The following is a 19,560-nucleotide window of genomic DNA, read 5'->3' as shown; positions in this document are numbered from 1 at the left end:
GCTATCGTCAAGAGTGTGACGTCTTGATCATCTTACGCTTTCGCTTTCAGGCACCCATCCCTAAGGCGTCCGCTATAAGGTCAGCAGGTTGATCCCTGACGTCTATGGTCATCATCACCCTGACTTCATGCACACGGCTGCAGATCGGCTCACGAGGAAGAGGGCACGGCAATGATTGCCGTAATGATTGCCGTAAGCTTCTCAGACCAAGCGATGGAGGGGAAATTCATCAATGGAATCAGTGGTGGGCCCGGCAGGACTCGAACCTGCAACCAGACCGTTATGAGCGGCCGGCTCTAACCATTGAGCTACAGGCCCCTTTTGAAGAGGCGGGTTTCTTCTACTGGACCGGGAGGCGCGCGTCACCCCTTATCGTGGCGCCGCTCACAAGCAGGCTTTCGGACGTTGCATCAAGGTTTTTACTCCGGCGGCGATCCGTGGAATGCTGACGCTTCGGAATCGCTCGGTTCCGGGCGAAACGGCTTTCTTTCCATGGGGATTCACGATGACGGATGTCGCTCAACTCGCTCTTGGCGTTCAGCAGGCCTGGGCCGCGCCGCAGCAGCCCTCGGCCGTGCTAGAGGCCGCCGGGCAGGCCTTTGCGACGTTTGTCGGGCACCGGCTCTATACGGTCACCCGCAACCTGGCCGGCGGCCGGGAGGTTGAGCGGATCCACTCGACGAACCCTGAGGTCTATCCTGTCGGCGGACGCAAACCCGTTCTGCCGAACGCCTTTACCGAGCGCGTGCGCAAAGAGCGAAAGCCGTTTCTGGCATCCACGCCCGCTGGCTTTACGCCCCTTTTCCCCGATCATGAAACGATCACCGGCCTTGGCCTGGGCTGCGTCATGAACCTGCCCATCGTCTTCGGTGGGGAATTGCTCGGCACCGTGAACTTGCTCGACCGCGAAGGGGTCTATCAGGAGCATCACCTTGAACCGGCCATGGTCATCGCGCGGCAGATCCTGCCGGTCCTGCTGGAATGGCGTGCGTAGTCGCAGCGAGGCAAGACGAGATTCTTAATCGACAGCCAAAACTCCCACCTTTCGCCAGATGAGATACCTTTCGCGAAGCTGACTTCGCATCTTTTGTCCGAGATGACGCAACGTTCTTGTTGATCTAAAACGGCTCTAAACCTTCCGAGGGGGCCGATATGGAACTTGTCAAAACCATCAACAACCAGGACATCGACTTTTGGACCTGGCGCGGTTTCGTCAATGCCACGTGGGTCGTGACCAAAGCGTCGGGCGGCTCGGCCGAGACCGTGCAGGCAAAAAAGACCATCGAGGTCCGCATTCTGGGCGAGGACGGTTCGAAACGCACCGTAACCTTGCCTGACACCGTCAAGGTGACACCGCACGACGACGTCTCGCTTGTTTATGCCCGCAAGGTCACCGACGAGCGGGGGCCCCTCGTCGGCCTCGTGAACCACACGATAAACCGCACCTGGGCTTTTCCGCGCGGCTCGGGGCCGGTCGATTACCGGCATCCTTTCCCCCTCGCCGCTGTGAAGATGCTCGAGCGCATTACGCTTTTTGCGGCCGCCTTTGTGTTGTCGGGGCTCACTATGCTGTGGCTTCGCTATCAGGCCGAGCTCGACTATTCGCTGTCGTCTTGGGCGGTCACGGGTATCGTCGAACTGGGCCTTCTTTGGCTTTTGAAATTCGCTGCCGACAGAAGGCAGGTGAATATCGATGAGACCGTCGTCGACGAGGTCGAGCAGATTCTGAAAAAGGTTTCCTACGAGCCCCCGCGCGAGGTGCCGGAGCCGGACGCGGCGTGACCTCAGCTGCGTTTTCGATAGATCCCTGAGAACGACACGTTCATGCCGCCGCAATTGCGATTGTCCTCGACGAGCAGGAATGCCCCGACGAGGCGCATCCGCACGCGGCATGCATCGTCATCGCCTTTCTCATAAGGCAGTGTCTCACGATCGCCCATGGTGAAGTCGAGTGACGCGCCGTCGGGCGTGACAGTCGCGGCGACCTCGCCAAGATTGACCGCGCCGCGCTTCACGCGCGCCGGATCGAGCGCACCGAAGGTCGCTTCACCGGAGATCTCGATGTCAGACGCGGATTTCGCGGCCTTCACAATCGAGATCTGTTGCTCCGGCCCACCCTGCCACTGCCCCACCCAATCGTCCGCGCGAGCGCTCGTCGGTTTGGGTTGCATGACGATGGCGGAACGCGGCAGCCAGCCGGCGCGCGTCAATCCCTTGCTGTTGACGTAATCGGCGCAAACGAAATTAGCTTCCGCCGTGCTGACGATCACTTGGTCGCCCGACACGAGATAGGCCTTGTCGCGGCAGGCCGCATCCGCGCTCGGGCAGCTTTTCTGCATGCTAGGTTCTTAATGAAATTGACACGACCGACGTGGGGCTCGACCGTACCGAGCACGATTGCGGCTGAGGAGTCGAGGCTCTGGAAGCCCTCGCAATTGCCCTCTTGCGCACGCGCTGCACACACGGATGTAACCAGCAAAGCTGCAGCCGCCATCATCTTGTTTCGAATTGTCATTACAGCCCCCGCGCTCCGCGGGACAGGATTAGACTCACGGCTTGAAGACTTCAATCTTCTCTTCGAACCCTTCGACCTCGTGGGAGCCGAGCGGTATCGGATTGCCCCAGAGATGATTGACGAAGGCCTTCGACATGAGAAGCGGCTCGCCGAGTCGCTTGTTCAGATCCGCGATGCGGCTTGCCAGATTCACGTCGCGTCCGATCACCGTGAAATCGAGCCTGCGGCCGGAGCCGACATTGCCGTAGGCGGCATCCCCGTGATGAAGCGCGATGCCCGCATTGATACGCACGGGAAAACGGCCTTCGTTGTTGGCAGCCTCGATGCGCCGCAGCGCGTTCGTCGCGGCAGTGAGAGCCGATTGCGGCGCGCCGCCCGTGTCGTCGCCTCGGTCGCGGACGATCGCCAGAAGTCCGTCGCCGAGATACTTCAACACCTCGCCGCCTTCATCCTCGATGGGCGGCACGAGGCAGTCGAAGTAGTTGTTTAAAAGATCGACCGCATCCTCCGGATCCAAAGTCGAAGAAATGCGCGTGTAGTCGCGCATGTCAGCAAACAGAATGGCCGAGCGGATGCGCGTGACTTGTCCGCGAATGATCGCACCGGAGAGGATGGCGCGGTGCGGCTCGTCGCCCACATAGATGCGCAGCACCTCATCGAGCCTGTTGCTGGTGCTGCGCAGCTCCATCACGAGCGCAAAGGATGGCATGACGAGGCGCAGGATCTTGAGCCCCTGTTCGCCAAACCCTTGCGGCAAGCGCGTGGCAAAGGAGATGCCGTTCTCCGCGCCGTTGGTGAACCGGAACGGCACGGTGATATAGTGGTGATATCCCGCCTGCTTGAGTTCGGGAACAATCGGAAAAAGATCGTCCGGCGTTTCGGAAAGATCGAGAAAGAGCCATTCACCGGTGCGGTTCACATGGGCGAAGGGGCTCGACTGATACACCACGTCGCGGCGCTCGCCATGAGGCAGATACCGCACGGCGGTCCCCTCCTCCGGGGTCCAGAACCGGCCGATCCCGGCATATTCGGAATGCAGCGCCTCGATGGCCATGGCGGCGCGGTCGATGGGCACGCCTAAATCCCGCAGCCTTTCGATGAAACCCGTCATGACGTCGTTCGTGTCGTCCAAGCGGGTGGCGGTCGTCACCAGCCAGTCCCGCAGCGCCATGACGCGCGAGAGAAGCCCGGGGTCGAGGCTCCGGGCCAGGGTCAGCATGTCGTCCTGGAGAACGGGGGCGGCTGCAGAGGAGGAGGTCATGAAGCCAAGGTGGGTCGCTTGAGGCCCTCCTGCAAGCTGCGGCAAAGAAACGGCGGTGAAAAAGCTGGCGAGGCCGGAGTGCCGCCGATACCTTTGACAGGCGCCTTTCGCCGTTCTAGAGCCCAACCATGGCAACCATCGAAACGCTTTTCGTCACGAAAATTTACCGGGCCGAACTCTCCGGCCAGAAGGCCGAGCGCCTGAATGCGGAGCTCGAAGCCGCAAGCTTGTCCATTGCGGAAGACGATGAGGCCGGCCAGCGCTGGTGCGCGAAGAACGGCTATCCCGGCTACACGTCCTACGCCTCGCTGAACGACCTGCCCTGGCGGGTTCCGGTCTTCGGCGAGCTTCTGAAGGCTGTCGATAGCCATGTGGCGGCTTTCGCCAAGGAACTGGAATTCGACCTGAAGGGCCGCAAGCTCGTCCTCGACAGCCTGTGGATCAACATCCTGCCGCCGGGCGGCGTGCACACCTCGCACATCCACCCGCATTCGGTCATCAGCGGCACTTATTATGTGACGATCCCCGAAGGCGCGAGCGCGCTCAAGCTTGAGGACCCGCGCCTCGGCTTCATGATGGCGGCCCCGCCCCGCAAGGCCAAGGCGAAGCTGGAGAACCGGCAATTCGCCTACATGACACCGAGCCCCGGCACGGTGCTGTTGTGGGAAAGCTGGCTGCGCCATGAGGTGCCGGTCAACGAAGCGGACAGCGAGCGCATCAGCATCAGCTTCAACTACGCCTGGCAGTAGCGGCCTAAACCTCCGCCCACATCCGAAACAGATTCGCGCCGGTCTTCGCGAGAAGGTCGAATTCCGGTGTCTTGCCCGCTTGCGCGAAAAGGTTTCGCCGCGCGGTTTCCAGATCGAACAGAAGCTCGCGTTTCGCGCTGTCGCGAATGTAGCTCTGCGCCCATCCCACCGTGGCCAGCCGCTCACCGCGCGTCACCGGCGCGACGCGGTGCAAGGTTGTCGAGTCGTAGGCGACGAGGTGGCCGGCGGCGAGCTTCACTTCCTCTTCCCCCGCCATGGTCTCGATCACCAGTTCGCCGCCGTCATAGGTGTCGGGCTCGGCGAGGAAGAGCGTGAACGACACGTCCGTGCGGATGCCATCCATCAGCGGATTGTCGACATGCGTGCCGTAGTGCTTACCCTGCCCGTAGCGGCTGAAGATGAGAGGAGTCAGCGCTTTCGGACGTGTGGCGAGGCTGAAAACCTCATTTTCCAAAATGGCCTTCGATACCCGTTCTCTCAATAAGCTCAGCGCGGCGCCCTCGCGCGCCTGCTCGTTGTCCTTCACGAGCGTGGCGCTCCACCCCGCCGTCGCGCGCCCGTCCTCGAAACGCATCGCGCCGAGCATGGCGCGGATCTCCTCAAGCTCGCTTTGGGGCAGCACGTCGGCAATCGTGATCAGCATGGGACGAAAAACTCTCCGGGGTTGCCATAGAAGGGCTTAGCCTGTAGCTAAGTACCTGTAAAGACTTGTACTTTTTAGCTTTTCTAAACTAGCCGCCGGCGGCCCTTGATCCGCCGAGGGGGAGAAAACGATGCAAAGACGGAAAATCTGGGCGGGTCTAAGCTCCGCCGTTCTGGTCGCCACGCCGGCCGTGTCGCAGGCAGCCGCCCTGCCCGCGCATCCGCACGCCGTAGAGGCGAAGGCGGATCACGGCCTGCTCCAGCTGGCCCAGGCCCAGCACAAGGGACACGCCGCCCAGCCCGCAAAGGCGAAGCCCGCCGATGACGGAGAAGGTGAAGGCGGTGGCGGAACGACGCTCTCGCCCTCGCTGCATTTCTATCGCGGTCTGGAGCTGATCCGCGGCCACCTTCTGGTCGGCGGGGAACTCATCGAGAGCGGACGTTGGGCGGAATCGCTGCCGCATTTCCTGCATCCGGAGGAAGAGATCTACAACTCGCTCCGCGAGGACCTGAAGAGCCTCAACATCGCGCCCTTCCAGGTGGCGCTGAAGGCGCTCTCGCAGACCGTGAAGGCGAAGAACAAGGAAGCCTATGTCCGCGCCCGAGTGGCCTTGGTCGAGCGGCTCGATGCAGCGGAAAAGCTCGTGCAGGAGAAGGAAAAGGACAAAGTCCATTTCGTGCTCGAAGCGGCGCTCGAAACGCTGCAGCAATCGACCGACGAATATGGCGAGGCCTTCAAGAAGGGCCGCATTGCCAATGTCGTCGAGTATCAGGATGCGCGCGGCTTCGTGTTCGAGGCGGACCGTCTCATCGGTACCATCACTGAGGCTTTGAACGCCAAGAACGCGGAAGCGGTAAAAGCGCTGCGCGCGAGCCTCGACGATCTGAAGGCCACCTTCCCGACTGTGATGCCGCCCGAAAAGGTGGTGAAGGATCACGGCCAGTTCCTGAGCAGCGTCGCCAAGTTCGAGCTGCAACTCGGAAACTTCCGTTAAGATGATGACGCGCGCGGGTCTTTCCTCGGTCGCTCGGGTGTTGGCGGGCTTGAGCCTCGCCGCGCTCGTCGGCGGCACAGCAGCAGGACCCGCGCCGTTCGATGCCGTCCATTGGCGGCAGGTTTTTGCACGACCTGACCATACGCCGAACCCGCCCGACAATCCGGCGACGCCGGAAAAGGTGGCGCTCGGCGCAAAGCTTTTCGAGGACAAGCGCCTCTCCGGCACGGGCGACGTTTCTTGCGCCAGCTGCCATCAGGCCGAACTCTCCTTCTCCGACGGCGTGCCGACCCATATGGGCCTCGACGGCCTGCCGCTCGACCGCCGCACGCCTCCGCTGTGGAACATGGCGTGGGGCCTGTCGTGGTTCTGGGACGGGCGCGCGCCGAGCATCGAAGCGCAGGCCGGGGGGCCCATCGAGAACGCGCGCGAAATGGCGGGCAATCTCGACCGCGCGGTGAGCACACTCGCGGCCGATCCGCAAATGGCGCGCGCTTTCGCGAAGGCCTTCCCCGATAATCCGATGGTGACCCGCGCCAATCTCACCAAGGCGATCGCCGCATTCGAGCGCACGCTCGTCTCGCCGGAGACGCGTTTCGACCGATGGGTGACAGGCGACGACAAAGCTCTTGAGCCGGATGAGTTTGCCGGCCTGAAGCTCTTTGTCGGCAAAGGGGCTTGCGTCAGTTGCCATCAGGGTTGGCGTTTCACCGATGAGGCTTTTCACGATATCGGCCTACCCGGCGACGACCTCGGGCGCGGCAAGGTGCTGGGTGTGAGAGCCGCCGACCACGCCTTCAAGACGCCGAGCCTGCGTGAGCGCGTGTGGACCGCGCCCTACATGCACAATGGTTCGCTCGCGACCTTCGAGGATGTGGTGAACCACTATGCAGATGGCGTCGTCTCACGCCCCACCCTCTCAGCCGATCTGCCGCGCAATTTCACGCTCACGGCGACCGAGCGCGCGCAGCTTGTCGCGTTTCTCAACACACTGTCGAGCGAAGATCCGCCGCGCGCCACGTCGCTTCCGGCGCGCACCATGTCGGTCGGGGTCAGCGCCGAGGCGGTTGCGACCTCCACCGTCGGGCAGAAGGATCGGAAGTTTTCGCCGAGAGCGATCCTGCTCAAGGTCGGCGAGGTTCTGCGCATCGTCAACGACGACACGCGCGTGCATAACGTGCGCATCGAGGGGCCCGGCCTGAGCTACAACTCGGACGGCCAGAACCCCGGCGACACCGTGACCATCGGCTTTGATCGGCCCGGCCATTTCGAGGCGATCTGCGGCATTCACCCGGAGATGCGCCTGAGCGTCGATGTCGCGCCGAGGAAATAGCCCTACGCCACGCAGATACCCGGCACGCTCACTTTCTGGAACAGATGCAGGGACGCGACGGCCGAGGATGGATAAGCCGACAGGCTCGCCCTGAATTCCGGATGTGTGAACGCTGCACGAAAGGCGGCGATCGATTCCCAAACCGCATAGTTGAGATAGGTCGGATTTTCGCCAATCGCGCGGTGAAGTTGAGTGGAGATGAAGCCCGGCTGCCGCTTCATGAATGCGGCGTCGTCCTGCCAGGCTTGCAGGAACTTTTGCTCGTCCGCCTTGTCGAGTGTGAAGAGGTTCACGAGCACGACCGGGGCGACATCGAGTGCGATCTGACGTTCAATCGGGAAGGCAGGATCCAGCGGGCGCAGCAGCGACATGACAGGCCTCCGCCAATGTGGCTGCCCCACCTTGTCATGATGCTGCCGGCACCGTCTTGACCGATCTCATTCTCGACCTGTTCCGTCTAGCGCGCGTGCGGACGCTCGATCTTCGGCAGGAAGTACGCGAGCAGCCCGATAGCCGGCAGGAATGAGCAGACGCGATAGACGAAGTCGATACTCGTGTGGTCCGCCAGCTGCCCCAGCACCGCCGCGCCCAACCCGCCCATGCCGAAGGACAGGCCGAAGAACAGCCCGGCGATCATGCCGACGCGGCCCGGCACCAGTTCTGTCGCATAGACGAGAATAGCTGAGAAGGCGGAGGCGAGGATCAACCCGATCAGCACGCTCAGCACACCCGTCCAGAACAGGTTGGCGTAAGGCAGGACGAGCGTGAACGGCAGCACGCCGAGGATCGAGATCCAGATCACGTAACGCCGCCCGATCCTATCGCCGATGATGCCGCCGAGCACCGTGCCCGCCGCGATCGCGGCGAGGAAGATGAAGAGATAGATCTGCGCATCCTGCACCGGCAGATGGAATTTGCCGATGAGATAGAAGGTGAAATAGCTGCTGATGCTCGCCGTATAAAAGTTCTTCGAGAACACCAGCAGCATGAGGATCGTAATCGAGACCGCGATGCGCTTTTTCGAGAAGGCCGATTTCGTGTCAGCCGTGCGCGGCTTCGCCTTCAGCGCCGCAACCTTGACATGGTACCAACGCCCGACATTGAACAGGATGATCATGGCGATCAACGCGACGCCTGAGAACCAAGCGATACTCCCCTGACCGAAGGGCACGACGATGAAGGCGGCGAGCAGCGGCCCGAGAGCCGAGCCCGCATTGCCACCGACCTGAAACACCGACTGCGCCAACCCATGCCTGCCGCCGGAGGCCATGCGTGCGACGCGGGAGGATTCCGGGTGGAACACGGAGGAGCCCATGCCGACGAGCCCCGCGCCGAGAAGCAGCAGCGGATAGGAGCCGGCCTGCGAGAGCGTGAGCAGCCCGAGCAGCGTGAAGCCCATGCCGACGACCAGCGAGAACGGGCGCGGCCTGAGGTCCGTGAAGTACCCGACCAGAGGCTGGAGAAGAGAGGCGGTGAACTGGAAGGTCAGCGTCAACAGGCCGATCTGGCCGAAGTCGAGGCGAAAGTTCGCCTTGAGGATCGGATAGATCGCCGGGAGCAACGACTGGATCAGGTCGTTCAGCATGTGCGAGACGCTGATCGCCGCGAGAATCGGAACCACCGTGCCATCGGCCAGGGTCTTTGGGGGCGTAGCGGCAAGAGCCGGCGATCTCGTGTCCATGTGGCGTTTCTTTTTTCGCAATCCGGGCGCGCCCCGGATTTTTGATACGTTCTCCGAGTTGGCTATAGACCAGAACCACTCGCCAAGCCCCGCCGCAAGGTGCAAGGCTGGGTTGCCAGTCCGGCATCCCGAGCCATGCCGCCGCACAGCCTGGGCCTCCCCCTGTCCCACTCTATCTATCCTTGGAATACCGCGCCCCTGAGGGACATTTAATTCATGCCGCAGCCGAGCTGGCGAGAGGTGGTTTTCGCGATGAAGACCTTCGGCGCGGCGATGCTTGCCCTCTACCTCGCCTTCATTCTCGACCTGACCCAGCCGAGCTGGGCCATGCTGACGGTCTTCGTCGTGTCCCAGCCCATCACCGGCATGGTGGTGGCGAAGTCCCTGTTCCGGGTCACGGGAACGGTGGTGGGCGCCGTGGTCGCTCTCGTCCTCGTTGGGGCCTTTGCCCAGGTCGGCCCGTTCTTCCTCACATCGCTTGCCCTCTGGATCGGCCTTTGCACCTTCGTCGCGGTGCTGCTGCGCGACGCGCCCGCGGCCTATGGCGCGATGCTGTCGGGCTACACCGCCGCGATCATCGGCATTCCCGCGGCGCTCGCGCCGGACACGGCCTTCGACTATGCGGTTGGCCGCTGCCTCGAAATCATCATCGGAATCGGCTGCGCCACGCTGGTGAGCCAGCTCGTGTTTCCGCGCCGTGCCGGCGAGGCCCTGCGCATTTCCGTCGACGCGACGCTGACCGCGGCCGCGCGCTGGGTCGGCGACGTGCTCCGCGGTGAGAGCGAGGAAGAAAAGACCCTCGCCGACCAGCGCAAGATGATCGCCGATGTGATCGCCCTCGACGCACTTCGCGTCTATGCGGCCTTCGACACGCCGTCCGTTCGCGCCGCGGGCGATGTCACGCGCCACTTGCAGGGACAGGTGCTGATGCTGCTCTCGCTTCTCGTCGCCATCAACGACCGGGCAGCGCTTCTGCGAAGCCACGCGCCAACCAAGCAGGGAGCGTTGCGGCCCTTCTTCGACGAGGTCGCGGCTTTGCTCGACCGCGACGAGCCGCTCGCACGAGACCCCGAGCTGTCATCCTGGATTACCGACCTTCAAAGCAGGCTCGCGCATGCATTACCCGGCTTCGACGATCTGGTGCGCGATCATCAAAACATTCTGGTGCGCAACATCCTGACCCGCCTGCGCGATGCTTTGGGAACGTGGCAGCGCGTCCTTGTGCTGCGCGACAGCCTTTATGCCGGGCGCCCCTTGCAGATGCCGGAAGCCGCGCCCTCTTCCGCGCGCTATCGCGATCTAACTCTGGCGCTCGTCGCGGGCGCGATCTCGACGGTCACGGTTTTGCTTGCCTCCGCATTCTGGGTCGCGACAGGCTGGCCGCATGGTAGTTCGGCGGTCATCTTCAGCGGCATCATGTGCAGCATTCTCGCCTCCCTCGACGATCCGGCAACAGCGGCGGAGAACTTTTTGCGCATGACCTTTCTCTCGGCAGTCGTCGCCGCGATTTACCTCTTCGCGGTCTTTCCTCTGATCGACGACTTTCCCTCCCTGGTGATAGTGCTGCTGCCGTTCTACCTGCCCTTCGGCGTGCTTCTGGCCCTGCCGCGCATCGGCACACTGGTCACGCCGCTTGGCCTGAACCTCGCCGCGCTCTTAAGCCTTTCCAACACATCCATGCAGACCGACATGGCGGCCTATATCAATTCCGCCTCGGCGCTTCTCATCGGTATCGTGGCGAGCATCCTGAGTTTCCGCCTTCTGCGCCCGCTCGGAACTGAATGGACAGTGCGACGCATCCGGCGCGGCATCCTGCGCGATCTCGAGCGCATCGCCGCCGCGATATCGCCAGTCGATCGCAACCGCTTCGCGAGCCGGATGTTCGACCGCATCAACGCGCTCTTCTCACGCCTCGACACCCGGCATCCGGATCAGCGCGCGATCATGCGAAGCGCGCTCTCGGCCCTGCGCGTCGGCTTCAACATCCTGAATTTGAAACAAGCCAGAACATCACTGTCCGCCCCCCTCGCCCGTTCGCTCGATCAGGTCTTTGCCGCGCTCGCCGCGCATTTCGGCGCGCTCAAAGACGGCGTCTCGCACATAACCGCGCTGCCCGAAATCGACTGGGCGGCGGCGCTGCTGCTGGAGGAAGGCGGCGCTGCGGGCGCAGACGTACTGACCGCGCTCGTCGCGTTGGGAAGCGCTCTGCATCGGCACCAGGATTTCTTCGACGTCGCGCGGCCGCATCTCGTGCCGGAGGTCCTGCGCAACGAGGCGCCCACAGGATCAAGGAAATCGACTTCTTTGGAATCTTCCTGCCGCCTCTTCTGGCCTACGCAGCTCTGGCCGGCGTGTTGTGGTACGCGTTGTCGAAGGTTCTGAGCTGGATGGGGATCGAGCGCGTCGTGTGGCATCCCTCCCTCTTCAACACGGCGCTTTATGTCCTCATCCTGTCCGGCTGCATCCTTGCCGTCTTTCGATGGGGTGGTTGAGCCGTGGCCGTTTCTCGCACCACCCGCGTCGTCATCACGACTTTCGTCGCCGCAGCGGCTGCAGCGGCGGGCTGGTTCGCCTGGCAGTCCTACGTCACCAATCCCTGGACGCGGGATGGACGCGTGCGCGTCGACATCGTCGAGATCGCGCCCGACGTGTCGGGTCCTATCGCGCAGGTGCATGTGAAGGACAATCAAACGGTCAAGAAGGGAGACCTTCTCTTCGTTATCGATCCCGAGCGCTATCGCTATGCGCTCGCGCAGGCCCAGGCCAATCTTTCCGGCCTGGAACAACAGCAGCAACAGCGCCAACGCGAATTGGAGCGGCGCAACCTCTTGAGCAGCTTGGCCATCACGGCAGAAGCGCGCGAACAGGCCGAAACCGCCGCGGCAACTGCGGCGACGGCCTACGACCAAGCGCTTGCCGCGCTCAATGTCGCGCAACTCAACCTGGATCGGACAGAGGTTCGCTCACCGGTCAACGGTTACGTGACGAACCTTCGCCTCAACGCGGGCGACTACGCGACGGCAGGCAAGCCGGTGGTCGCCGTGGTCAACAGTGACTCGTTCTATGTCTCAGGTTATTTCGAGGAGACGAAGCTCCGCCACATCCATGAAGGCAACAAGGCCGCGGTGCGGTTGATGGGCTTTCCCGACGAAATCGAAGGACATGTGGAGAGCGTGGCTCGCGCCATCGTCGACCGCGAGATGATTCAGGGCGCTGGCGATCTCATCGCCAACGTCAATCCCACCTTCAGTTGGGTGAGGTTGGCGCAGCGCATCCCGGTGCGCATCGCGCTCGATCATGTGCCGGACACGGTGAGGTTGAGTGCAGGCATGACTGCGACGATCGTCGTCGAACCGGGAACGAAGGTCACGCCCTCGCCCGAGAGCACAGCGTCTCCCGCCGCGCCCCCGCCTGCACCTATCCCTATTCCCCCGCCTCGTCCTCACGAAAGATGATCTTCACCTGAGGCACAACATTCGGATCGTCCTGCTGCGTGCGCTCGAACTTTAGCACGTCGTAATAGGCGCAGCGCGACTGGCCGGGATAGGTGCGGCAGACTTCCGGGCGGCCGTGATAGATCGTGCAGCCGCGCGTCTTCTGGTCGAGGAAGGCGCAGGTCTCCTCGAAGACCACGTCCTTCACGCGCTTTAGCACCCGCTCGCCTTGGAAATCGGTCGTGTAACGCCGTTTCGCTTCTTCCGCCGAAACGCCGAAATGCTTGCCGAGGCGGGCGATGTCCCGCTTGGTGACCGCGACGCGCTCATAGATCGAGCAGCAGAACGCCAGGCACTTGGTGCAATCGTAATGCAAACGCGGCCCGCTGTTCTTGGTCACCTTATCCGTCATGACATCTCCTTTAAGCCGAACTCGTGCGCGGTCGCCGCGCATACTCCCTTTGGCACAACGCGGCGTGCCTTCAAAGGGTACCGGGATGTCACAGAACTGAAATACCCCGTCCGTAGAGGAAATCTGGCGGCCCTAAGAGAAGGATCTTTTCCTTAGCCGGCAACCGTGTTTTGATGCGTGCCTACGAGAGACACGCTGAAGCGTGCGATGTGGGAGGATTACAATGGCCGGGACATCTGCCTCGATTGCGATCGCAATCGACGACCTCAAGGTCGATTACGGCACGCAGCGCGTGCTTCATGGCGTCGATCTCGACGTGGCGCCGGGCGAATTCATCGCCATCCTGGGCTCGTCGGGCTGCGGCAAGACAACATTGTTACGCACCATCGCCGGCTTCCAGAAAGCCGCTGGCGGCGCGATCCGGCTTTTCGGCCAGGACGTGGTGAACACGCCGCCGGAAAAGCGCGGCATTGCCATGATGTTTCAATCTTACGCGCTCTGGCCGCACATGACCGTTCTCGGCAATGTGGGCTACGGCCTGCGCCTTCGCGGCCTATCGAAGGCGGATACACGCGCGCGGGTTGAGATCGTGCTGCGGATGCTCAACCTCACCGGGCTTGAAGACCGCAAGGTCACCCAGCTCTCCGGTGGCCAGCGCCAGCGCGTTGCGCTGGGCCGCGCGCTCGCCATCGAGCCCGACCTCCTGCTTCTCGACGAGCCTTTGTCGAACCTCGACGCGAAGGTGCGCATCCAGGTGCGTGCGGAAATCAAGTCGCTGCAGAGCCGCCTCGGCTTCACCGCCATCCAGGTCACGCACGACCGTGAGGAGGCCATGACCATGGCCGACCGGATCGTGGTGATGGACGCGGGCCGAATCGCGCAGGTGGGAGCGCCGAAGGACGTCTACGACAACCCGGTCTCGCCCTTCGTCGCGAGCTTCATGGGCGCGGACAACACCCTCGATCTCGACGTCCGCCAGGGCGCTTCCGGGTTGGAGGTGATGGCGCACGGGCAGGATGCGCCGACGCTGTGGAACGGCAACGCGCCGATGGGCGCGGTTACGGCCTATTTCCGCGACGACGTCGCATCGATCCAAGCTCCCGACGCGAAGAGTGAAGGCGCCATCGTGCTGCCGGGCAGCATCACGCAGCGCACCTATCCGGGCGGACATTATCGCTATGTCGTCGCCACGAAGGACCGTCACTTTACCGTGACAGACGATCGCTATCTCGACCTCGGTCATCCAGTCGGACTGCGCTTGCCGCTGGAATCCCTTCACCTGTTCCCAAGCGCCCAATAAGGACCACCACCATGCACAAGAGCGTCATGGCTCTGAGCTTCACGGCCGCTCTGCTGGCCCTCCCGGCTCAGGCGCAGACCTTGAACGTCGCGACTGCAGGCGACCAGAACATGGTCGATTATATCAAGGACTATCTCGGGCCGATGTTCGAGAAGTCGCATCCCGGCGTGAAGGTTGTCGCGGTCGGCACCGGCCCCGGCGACGGCGGTTCGCAGAAGATCTATGAGAAGCTTGATGCGCAGAAGAAGGCAGGCGCCGCTGCTGTCGATTTCGACGTGGTCGTGATTCACCAGAAAGCCGCCGGCACGATGGTGCAGGAAGGCCTGCTCAACAAGTATCGCGACAAGCTGTCGACTGGTAAACTGGTGACGCGCGACACGGCGACGAACTCGCTCGGCGCGGATGTGTCGGGCTACGTGATGCCGATGTTCCACTCGCAGACGGCCATCGCCTACAACCCCGACCTCGTGAAGACCCCGCCGTCGAGCTATGTCGAGCTGCGCGACTGGGCTGCGAAGAACCCGAAGCAATTCGGCTATAACGGCATCAAGGGCGGCATGTCCGGCGTCGCTTTCGTGACGGGCTGGGTCACTGCCTTCGGCGGCGACGCGGCGAAGCTGGAAGCCGGCCCCTATGATGCAGCCACCAAGGCCGCTTGGGATAAGTCCCTCGCCGACCTCAAGGACTTCAACAAGAACGTCATCATCACCCCCGGCAACGCGGGCACGCTCGACATGTTGAACCGCGGCGAAATCGCCATGGGTCCGGTTTGGGTCGACATGTTCTACACCTGGAAAGCCGACGGCAAGCTGCCGCCGAACATGCGCCTGAAGCTCATCTCGCCCGGCATGCCGGGCCAGCCGATGTACTACGCGATCCCGAACAAGACCGCGCAGGAAAAACTCGCCGCCGAGTTCGTTGCGCTCGCCACCAGCCCGGACGTGCAGGCCGAAGGCATCGTGAAGCGCTTCAACTGGTATCCGGGCATCGACGCCAAAAATCTCGAAGGCAAGCTCGACAAGGCCGCTTGGCAAGCGCTCTTCACGGACATCTCGCCTGAGGATCTCTCGGCCAAGGGCAAGCCGTTCCCGATCGGCCCGTACTTCAACGACATTCTCGAATCGTACGAGAAAAAGGTCGCCAACTAAGGCGCAGTGCTCGGCCTCGCGCCGAGCATCCACGCCTTGGCACAGACTTAAGAAATGTCATGGCCGGAACATGTCCGGCCATGACCACAACATAAAAAGCAATCCAGATGTCGCGACCTTCCCTCCTCGGCTTTCTGCTCATCGCGCCGGCGCTTCTCATGATCGGCGTGCTGTTTCTCTATCCGCTCGGCTTCTCGCTCGGCGCCGCGTTCACCGCAGGCGGACAGCCGTCGCTGACGCATTTTGAGAAAGCCTTCGAGCTTTACTCGACCGACATTCTGTTCACGATCTTCGTGGTGGTCGTCTCAACGCTCCTCACGGCACTCTTCTCCGTTCTCATCGCAGGTGTGCTGACGCTCAGCGAAACGCCTTGGCTGGTTGCGGGATTGCGCGCGCTCTACCGCTGGCCGCTCTTCATCCCGTTTATCGTGGCGGCGCAATGCATGCGCACCTTTTTGGCCAAGAACGGTTTGATGAACAACACGCTGGTCGCAACGGGCGTCCTCGAACCGCTACAGGCGACAAGCTTCCTCGACTGGCGCGGCATCATCATCACCTTCGTGTGGAAGCAGGTGCCGTTCGTCACTCTCATGCTCGCGGGCGCGATGGCCTCCATCGATCGCGCGACCATCGAGGCGGGCCGCAATCTCGGCGCCTCACGTCCCCGCATCCTGGTTGAGCTGGTGCTGCCGCAAGTGGCGCAGACGCTGCTCGTCGGCCTCGTTCTCTCCTTCGTCACCATGCTGTCGGTTCTCTCCGTGCCGATGATGGTGGCGGGTTCGCAACCCACCATGCTCACCGTCGACATGGCCTTCCGCATCAACTCCTACGGTGATTACGCCACCGCCAACGCGCTTGGCGTCATCTCCTACGCCCTCTCCGCCGCGGCGGCGTGGATCTATCTCCGCCACAACGTCAAGCGGGAGGTGCAGGCATGAACGATCAGTCGCAATCGGCAGCCTTGGCCTCCAGCGCAGCTTTGCGCGCGCGGCCTGTCGCACTTCCCGCTTTCCTGACTGGCAGCATGAAGATCGGCAGCACATTGCTGAAGGCTGCGGCGCTCGCCGTGTTCGCCTTCCTGCTCTTCGGCCCGCTCGCCAATCTCGCGCTCTGGTCTGTCGCGGAGCGGTGGTACGCGCCGTTCAAACTACCCGTCAGCTACGGCCTGCGTTATTGGGAAGTCGTCTTCCGCCCCACGGGTGATGCCATGTCGTCGCTCGCCACCAGCGTTGGCATCGCGAGCCTCGTGGTCGTCGTCGCGCTCGCCGTCTCCGTTCCGGCAGGTTATGCGCTCGCGCGTCTGCGCCTGCCATGGCGCACGTTCATCATGATCTTGTTCCTGCTGCCGCAGGCGTTTCCCTCCGTCGCCATCTACATCAACGTGGCGCGCGTCTTCTACAGCCTCGGGCTGACCGGCACGATTCCCGGTGTGGTGCTGGTGCACGCAGCACATGGCCTCGTCTATTCGGTCTGGATCGCGGCTGCCGCCTTCTCCGCCGTGGATCGCGACCTCGAACTTGCCGCGCGCAACATGGGCGCGTCGCCCTTGCGCGCCTTCATGACCGTCACGTTGCCGCTGGCGATGCCGGGTATCATGGCGAGCGGCATTTTCGTGTTTCTCGAATCCCTCGACGAATTCACCGGCACATTCTTCGTCGGCGTACCACAGGTCACGACGCTGCCGCTGCTGCTCTACAATGCGAGCATGGGCGGCAACTATCAGATCGCCTCGATCACGGCCTTGATCTTGCTGGTACCGTCGGTTCTCTTCATGCTCATCATCGAGCGCTTCCTGAAAGCGGATGTTTTGAGCAAGGTCGGCCAGTAACCCGCGTTATCGGACACATTATGAAACTCATCACCTGGAACATCCAATGGGGCCTCGGCGCCGACGGCCGCCTCGATCTCGCGCGTCTCGTCTCCGACGCCAAAGCCATCGCGGATTTCGACGTGCTCTGTCTGCAGGAAGTGTCAGACAATTTCGCAGGCCTCAAAGAGAATGGTGGCGAGAACCAGTTCGCCGCCATCGCCGCACTGCTTCCCGGCTACACCGCCGTTGAAGGCATCGCGCTCGATGTACCGGACGGCAAGGGCGGACGCCGCCGCTTCGGCAACATGATTTTGTCGCGTCTCCCCGTCGCGCAGGTGCTGCGCCACACCCTGCCGTGGGAAGCGGACACCACACGCAACATGCCGCGCCAACTGCTGGAGGCGGTGGTCGAAGCGCCCTTCGGCCCGGTGCGGGTGATGACGACGCATCTGGAGTATTCGTCCGACAAGATCCGTCGCGCGCAGGTTGATGGAATCCGCGAAGCGCACCGCATGGCGTGTGATCGCGTGGCTCTGCCGCGAGAGGACGGCCCGGGAACTTACGCGCAATTCCCGACATCGCGCTCCGCCGTGCTGACCGGCGACTTCAACATGAGGCCGCACGATCCGACGAAGCTCAGGATCTCGGAGGACTTCGACAACGGCGCGCCCGCGCTGATGGATTCCTGGCGGCTTTTGAACGGCGCGCAGGATCACCCGCCCTCCTTCTGCATTTATGACCGGACCAGCGGCCAGCCGCATTGCTGCGATTTCATCTTCGTCAGCGAGGATTTGGCGCACCGCGTCTCGCGCGTTGTCTATGACCAGGACTCCCAGGCCTCCGATCATCAACCCGTCCTGATCGAACTCGCGCGCTGAACCCGGTTCGCGGCGGGCGCTCTACCCAGGCGACCACGGAACCGGCATACTGCGGCAGTTCCAGCTCGTTGCGAGAGTACCCGGTGTCGAGTCCCTTCCTGCAAAATCCTCTTTTCCTGCGCTTTGCCGTGGCGCTCGCCATCGGCCTGATGATCGGCCTAGAGCGCGGCTGGCAGCAGCGGGAGGAAGCCGAAGGCGAGCGCACCGCGGGTCTGCGCACCTACACGCTCTCCGCGATCCTCGGGGCGCTCTCGGCCGTTCTGGCTCAGGAGACGAGCCCGTTTTTCCTCGGCCTGTCCTTTCTCGGCTTCGCCGTAGGCTTCAGCGCCTTCGCCTGGCTGGAGGCTCAATCCGAACAGAACTTCAGCGTTACGGGCGTCGTCGCCGCTCTCCTCACTTTTTCGCTCGGGGCCTATGCGGTCCTCGGCGATCTTCAGGTCGCAGTCGCGGCAAGCGTGGCCGTTACGCTCATCCTGGCGCTAAAGCGCCCGCTTCACGCATGGCTGCGGCGGCTGACATGGCCGGAGATCAGGTCGGCGCTAATCCTTCTCGCGATGACCTTCCTTGCACTGCCGCTCCTGCCCAACCAAACCGTCGATCCTTGGGGCGCGATCAACCCAGCCGCGATCTGGCTTCTGGTCATCATTCTCGCCGGCATTTCCTTCGTCGGCTATTTCGCCATCCGCATCATGGGCAGTCAGGCGGGGGTTGCAGCGGCGGCGCTCGCGGGTGGGCTCGCCTCCTCCACAGCGACCACGCTGACCCTTAGCCGCATGGCGAGAGAGCATCCGCCCGCATCATCCCTCGTGTCCGGCGGCATCCTGCTGGCGGGCGCGGTGATGGTGGTGCGCATGCTCATCATCGCAACGGCCATCAATCCCGCGCTTCTCGTGCCGCTCGGCTGGACACTCGGCGCGGCGGGGCTCGTTCTCGCACTCGGGGCAGGCTTTCTCCTTCTCGTGCACGGCGGGTCGGAAACGGCGCGACCCAAAATCAAACTCAAGAACCCACTCGATCTCAGTATGGCGTTCCAACTCGCTGCGCTCGTCGCCGTCATCAGTTTTCTCGCCAAGATCGTCACGGCCTATCTGGGCGAAGCTGGCCTCAACGCGCTCGCCGCCATCTCCGGCATCGCGGATGTGGACGCGATCACCCTGTCCTATTCCCGCCTGTCGCATGGCAGCATCGGTCTGCAGGCGGCGGCAAGCGGCATGGGTGTCGCGGCGGGAGTGAACACCATCGTGAAGGCGGGCATGACGTTTGCCGTCGGCACACGCAAGGCCGGCTGGATCGTCAGCGCCATCAGCGCCGCCGCCATCACGGCAGGAGCCGCTGCTTTCGTGTTCTTGGTGATGTGAGCGAAAAGAAAAAGGCGGGCCTG

General features: G+C 62.8%; 20 protein-coding genes and 1 tRNA gene. 14 read left to right on the top strand and 7 right to left on the bottom strand.

The features are described from left to right. Positions 1-242: 242 nt before the first annotated feature. Positions 243-318 (bottom strand) — tRNA-Ile (locus tag HB375_RS06890). 187 nt (positions 319-505) lie between these two features. On the opposite strand from HB375_RS06890, the gene HB375_RS06885 reads away from it, so the two are divergent. Both HB375_RS06885 and HB375_RS06880 read left to right on the top strand, forming a co-directional pair. Then, positions 506-994: a GAF domain-containing protein gene (locus HB375_RS06885; RefSeq protein WP_167672230.1), complete on the top strand. Its 489-nt coding sequence runs from the start codon at positions 506-508 to the stop codon at positions 992-994. A 158-nt stretch (positions 995-1,152) separates the two neighbouring features. Continuing rightward, entirely contained in the window at positions 1,153-1,782 is a 630-nt protein-coding gene (locus HB375_RS06880; RefSeq protein WP_167672229.1) for a hypothetical protein, read from the top strand. A 2-nt stretch (positions 1,783-1,784) separates the two neighbouring features. Here the strand turns inward: HB375_RS06880 and HB375_RS06875 are convergent, their stop codons facing one another. After that, the gene (locus HB375_RS06875; RefSeq protein ID WP_167672228.1) at positions 1,785-2,339 is read right to left on the bottom strand and encodes a hypothetical protein; all 555 of its coding nucleotides are present in this window, start codon (positions 2,337-2,339) and stop codon (positions 1,785-1,787) included. Positions 2,340-2,549: 210 nt separating this feature from the next. Continuing rightward, positions 2,550-3,734, bottom strand: a complete 1,185-nt coding sequence (locus tag HB375_RS06870) for an adenylate/guanylate cyclase domain-containing protein (protein WP_246728416.1) — start codon at positions 3,732-3,734, stop codon at positions 2,550-2,552. A gap of 170 nt (positions 3,735-3,904) precedes the next feature. On the opposite strand from HB375_RS06870, the gene HB375_RS06865 reads away from it, so the two are divergent. Continuing rightward, positions 3,905-4,525 (top strand): TIGR02466 family protein, encoded by a 621-nt coding sequence (locus HB375_RS06865; protein WP_167672226.1) that lies wholly within the window; start codon positions 3,905-3,907, stop codon positions 4,523-4,525. 4 nt (positions 4,526-4,529) lie between these two features. On the opposite strand, the gene HB375_RS06860 is transcribed toward HB375_RS06865, so the two are convergent. Continuing rightward, the gene (locus tag HB375_RS06860; RefSeq protein WP_167672225.1) at positions 4,530-5,189 is read right to left on the bottom strand and encodes a Fe2+-dependent dioxygenase; all 660 of its coding nucleotides are present in this window, start codon (positions 5,187-5,189) and stop codon (positions 4,530-4,532) included. A 130-nt stretch (positions 5,190-5,319) separates the two neighbouring features. Here HB375_RS06860 and HB375_RS06855 point away from each other — a divergent pair, with 130 nt between their 5' ends. Both HB375_RS06855 and HB375_RS06850 read left to right on the top strand, forming a co-directional pair. After that, positions 5,320-6,183 (top strand): hypothetical protein, encoded by an 864-nt coding sequence (locus tag HB375_RS06855; protein ID WP_167672224.1) that lies wholly within the window; start codon positions 5,320-5,322, stop codon positions 6,181-6,183. A 1-nt stretch (position 6,184) separates the two neighbouring features. Continuing rightward, the gene (locus HB375_RS06850) at positions 6,185-7,516 is read left to right on the top strand and encodes a cytochrome c peroxidase (protein WP_246728373.1); all 1,332 of its coding nucleotides are present in this window, start codon (positions 6,185-6,187) and stop codon (positions 7,514-7,516) included. Positions 7,517-7,518: 2 nt separating this feature from the next. Here the strand turns inward: HB375_RS06850 and HB375_RS06845 are convergent, their stop codons facing one another. Together HB375_RS06845 and HB375_RS06840 are read right to left on the bottom strand one after the other, a co-directional pair. Further along, positions 7,519-7,887: an antibiotic biosynthesis monooxygenase family protein gene (locus HB375_RS06845; RefSeq protein WP_167672223.1), complete on the bottom strand. Its 369-nt coding sequence runs from the start codon at positions 7,885-7,887 to the stop codon at positions 7,519-7,521. Between the two features lie 86 nt (positions 7,888-7,973). Then, complete coding sequence (locus HB375_RS06840; protein WP_167672222.1) at positions 7,974-9,197, bottom strand: MFS transporter; 1,224 nt, start codon at positions 9,195-9,197, stop codon at positions 7,974-7,976. Between the two features lie 216 nt (positions 9,198-9,413). Here HB375_RS06840 and HB375_RS18120 point away from each other — a divergent pair, with 216 nt between their 5' ends. Genes HB375_RS18120 through HB375_RS06825 form a run of 3 tightly spaced genes read left to right on the top strand, consistent with a single transcriptional unit; the run spans position 9,414 to position 12,652 of the window. Further along, entirely contained in the window at positions 9,414-11,579 is a 2,166-nt protein-coding gene (locus tag HB375_RS18120; protein WP_167672221.1) for an FUSC family protein, read from the top strand. Then, a complete protein-coding gene (locus HB375_RS18115) occupies positions 11,549-11,689 on the top strand; it encodes a DUF1656 domain-containing protein (protein WP_343232361.1) in 141 nt (46 codons plus the stop codon). The genes HB375_RS18120 and HB375_RS18115 overlap by 31 nt, the downstream gene beginning before the upstream one ends. A gap of 3 nt (positions 11,690-11,692) precedes the next feature. Further along, on the top strand, positions 11,693-12,652 hold the full coding sequence (locus HB375_RS06825) for an efflux RND transporter periplasmic adaptor subunit (protein WP_167672220.1): 960 nt from the start codon (positions 11,693-11,695) through the stop codon (positions 12,650-12,652). On the opposite strand, the gene HB375_RS06820 is transcribed toward HB375_RS06825, so the two are convergent. Beyond that, complete coding sequence (locus HB375_RS06820; RefSeq protein ID WP_167672219.1) at positions 12,621-13,043, bottom strand: YkgJ family cysteine cluster protein; 423 nt, start codon at positions 13,041-13,043, stop codon at positions 12,621-12,623. The genes HB375_RS06825 and HB375_RS06820 overlap by 32 nt on opposite strands. 223 nt (positions 13,044-13,266) lie before the next feature. On the opposite strand from HB375_RS06820, the gene HB375_RS06815 reads away from it, so the two are divergent. From HB375_RS06815 to HB375_RS06790, 6 genes are all read left to right on the top strand, one after another. Next, the gene (locus HB375_RS06815; RefSeq protein ID WP_167672218.1) at positions 13,267-14,343 is read left to right on the top strand and encodes an ABC transporter ATP-binding protein; all 1,077 of its coding nucleotides are present in this window, start codon (positions 13,267-13,269) and stop codon (positions 14,341-14,343) included. Positions 14,344-14,354: 11 nt separating this feature from the next. Further along, positions 14,355-15,491 (top strand): ABC transporter substrate-binding protein, encoded by a 1,137-nt coding sequence (locus HB375_RS06810; RefSeq protein ID WP_167672217.1) that lies wholly within the window; start codon positions 14,355-14,357, stop codon positions 15,489-15,491. Between the two features lie 107 nt (positions 15,492-15,598). Further along, positions 15,599-16,429 carry an ABC transporter permease gene (locus HB375_RS06805; protein WP_167672216.1) on the top strand — a complete coding sequence of 277 codons (831 nt, stop codon included), beginning with the start codon at positions 15,599-15,601 and terminating at the stop codon, positions 16,427-16,429. 86 nt (positions 16,430-16,515) lie between these two features. Further along, positions 16,516-17,319, top strand: a complete 804-nt coding sequence (locus HB375_RS06800; RefSeq protein WP_167672522.1) for an ABC transporter permease — start codon at positions 16,516-16,518, stop codon at positions 17,317-17,319. 20 nt (positions 17,320-17,339) lie between these two features. Next, entirely contained in the window at positions 17,340-18,179 is an 840-nt protein-coding gene (locus HB375_RS06795) for an endonuclease/exonuclease/phosphatase family protein (RefSeq protein WP_167672215.1), read from the top strand. 83 nt (positions 18,180-18,262) lie between these two features. After that, complete coding sequence (locus HB375_RS06790) at positions 18,263-19,537, top strand: MgtC/SapB family protein (RefSeq protein WP_343232360.1); 1,275 nt, start codon at positions 18,263-18,265, stop codon at positions 19,535-19,537. The last annotated feature ends 23 nt before the right edge of the window (positions 19,538-19,560 follow it).

Source organism: Microvirga terricola, from assembly GCF_011777495.1.
Taxonomy (GTDB): domain Bacteria; phylum Pseudomonadota; class Alphaproteobacteria; order Rhizobiales; family Beijerinckiaceae; genus Microvirga; species Microvirga terricola.
Note: the sequence above shows the minus strand (reverse complement) of the source record. Positions and strands in the feature narration are given on the sequence as shown.

Excerpts from the sequence above, each read along its gene's own strand:
- HB375_RS06885 (WP_167672230.1), top strand. The coding sequence starts at position 506 with ATGACGGATGTCGCTCAACTCGCTCTTGGCGTTCAGCAGGCCTGGGCC.
- HB375_RS06880 (WP_167672229.1), top strand. The coding sequence starts at position 1,153 with ATGGAACTTGTCAAAACCATCAACAACCAGGACATCGACTTTTGGACC.
- HB375_RS06875 (WP_167672228.1), bottom strand. The coding sequence starts at position 2,339 with ATGCAGAAAAGCTGCCCGAGCGCGGATGCGGCCTGCCGCGACAAGGCC.
- HB375_RS06870 (WP_246728416.1), bottom strand. The coding sequence starts at position 3,734 with ATGCTGACCCTGGCCCGGAGCCTCGACCCCGGGCTTCTCTCGCGCGTC.
- HB375_RS06865 (WP_167672226.1), top strand. The coding sequence starts at position 3,905 with ATGGCAACCATCGAAACGCTTTTCGTCACGAAAATTTACCGGGCCGAA.
- HB375_RS06860 (WP_167672225.1), bottom strand. The coding sequence starts at position 5,189 with ATGCTGATCACGATTGCCGACGTGCTGCCCCAAAGCGAGCTTGAGGAG.
- HB375_RS06855 (WP_167672224.1), top strand. The coding sequence starts at position 5,320 with ATGCAAAGACGGAAAATCTGGGCGGGTCTAAGCTCCGCCGTTCTGGTC.
- HB375_RS06850 (WP_246728373.1), top strand. The coding sequence starts at position 6,185 with ATGATGACGCGCGCGGGTCTTTCCTCGGTCGCTCGGGTGTTGGCGGGC.
- HB375_RS06845 (WP_167672223.1), bottom strand. The coding sequence starts at position 7,887 with ATGTCGCTGCTGCGCCCGCTGGATCCTGCCTTCCCGATTGAACGTCAG.
- HB375_RS06840 (WP_167672222.1), bottom strand. The coding sequence starts at position 9,197 with ATGGACACGAGATCGCCGGCTCTTGCCGCTACGCCCCCAAAGACCCTG.
- HB375_RS18120 (WP_167672221.1), top strand. The coding sequence starts at position 9,414 with ATGCCGCAGCCGAGCTGGCGAGAGGTGGTTTTCGCGATGAAGACCTTC.
- HB375_RS06820 (WP_167672219.1), bottom strand. The coding sequence starts at position 13,043 with ATGACGGATAAGGTGACCAAGAACAGCGGGCCGCGTTTGCATTACGAT.
- HB375_RS06815 (WP_167672218.1), top strand. The coding sequence starts at position 13,267 with ATGGCCGGGACATCTGCCTCGATTGCGATCGCAATCGACGACCTCAAG.
- HB375_RS06810 (WP_167672217.1), top strand. The coding sequence starts at position 14,355 with ATGCACAAGAGCGTCATGGCTCTGAGCTTCACGGCCGCTCTGCTGGCC.
- HB375_RS06805 (WP_167672216.1), top strand. The coding sequence starts at position 15,599 with ATGTCGCGACCTTCCCTCCTCGGCTTTCTGCTCATCGCGCCGGCGCTT.
- HB375_RS06800 (WP_167672522.1), top strand. The coding sequence starts at position 16,516 with ATGAAGATCGGCAGCACATTGCTGAAGGCTGCGGCGCTCGCCGTGTTC.
- HB375_RS06795 (WP_167672215.1), top strand. The coding sequence starts at position 17,340 with ATGAAACTCATCACCTGGAACATCCAATGGGGCCTCGGCGCCGACGGC.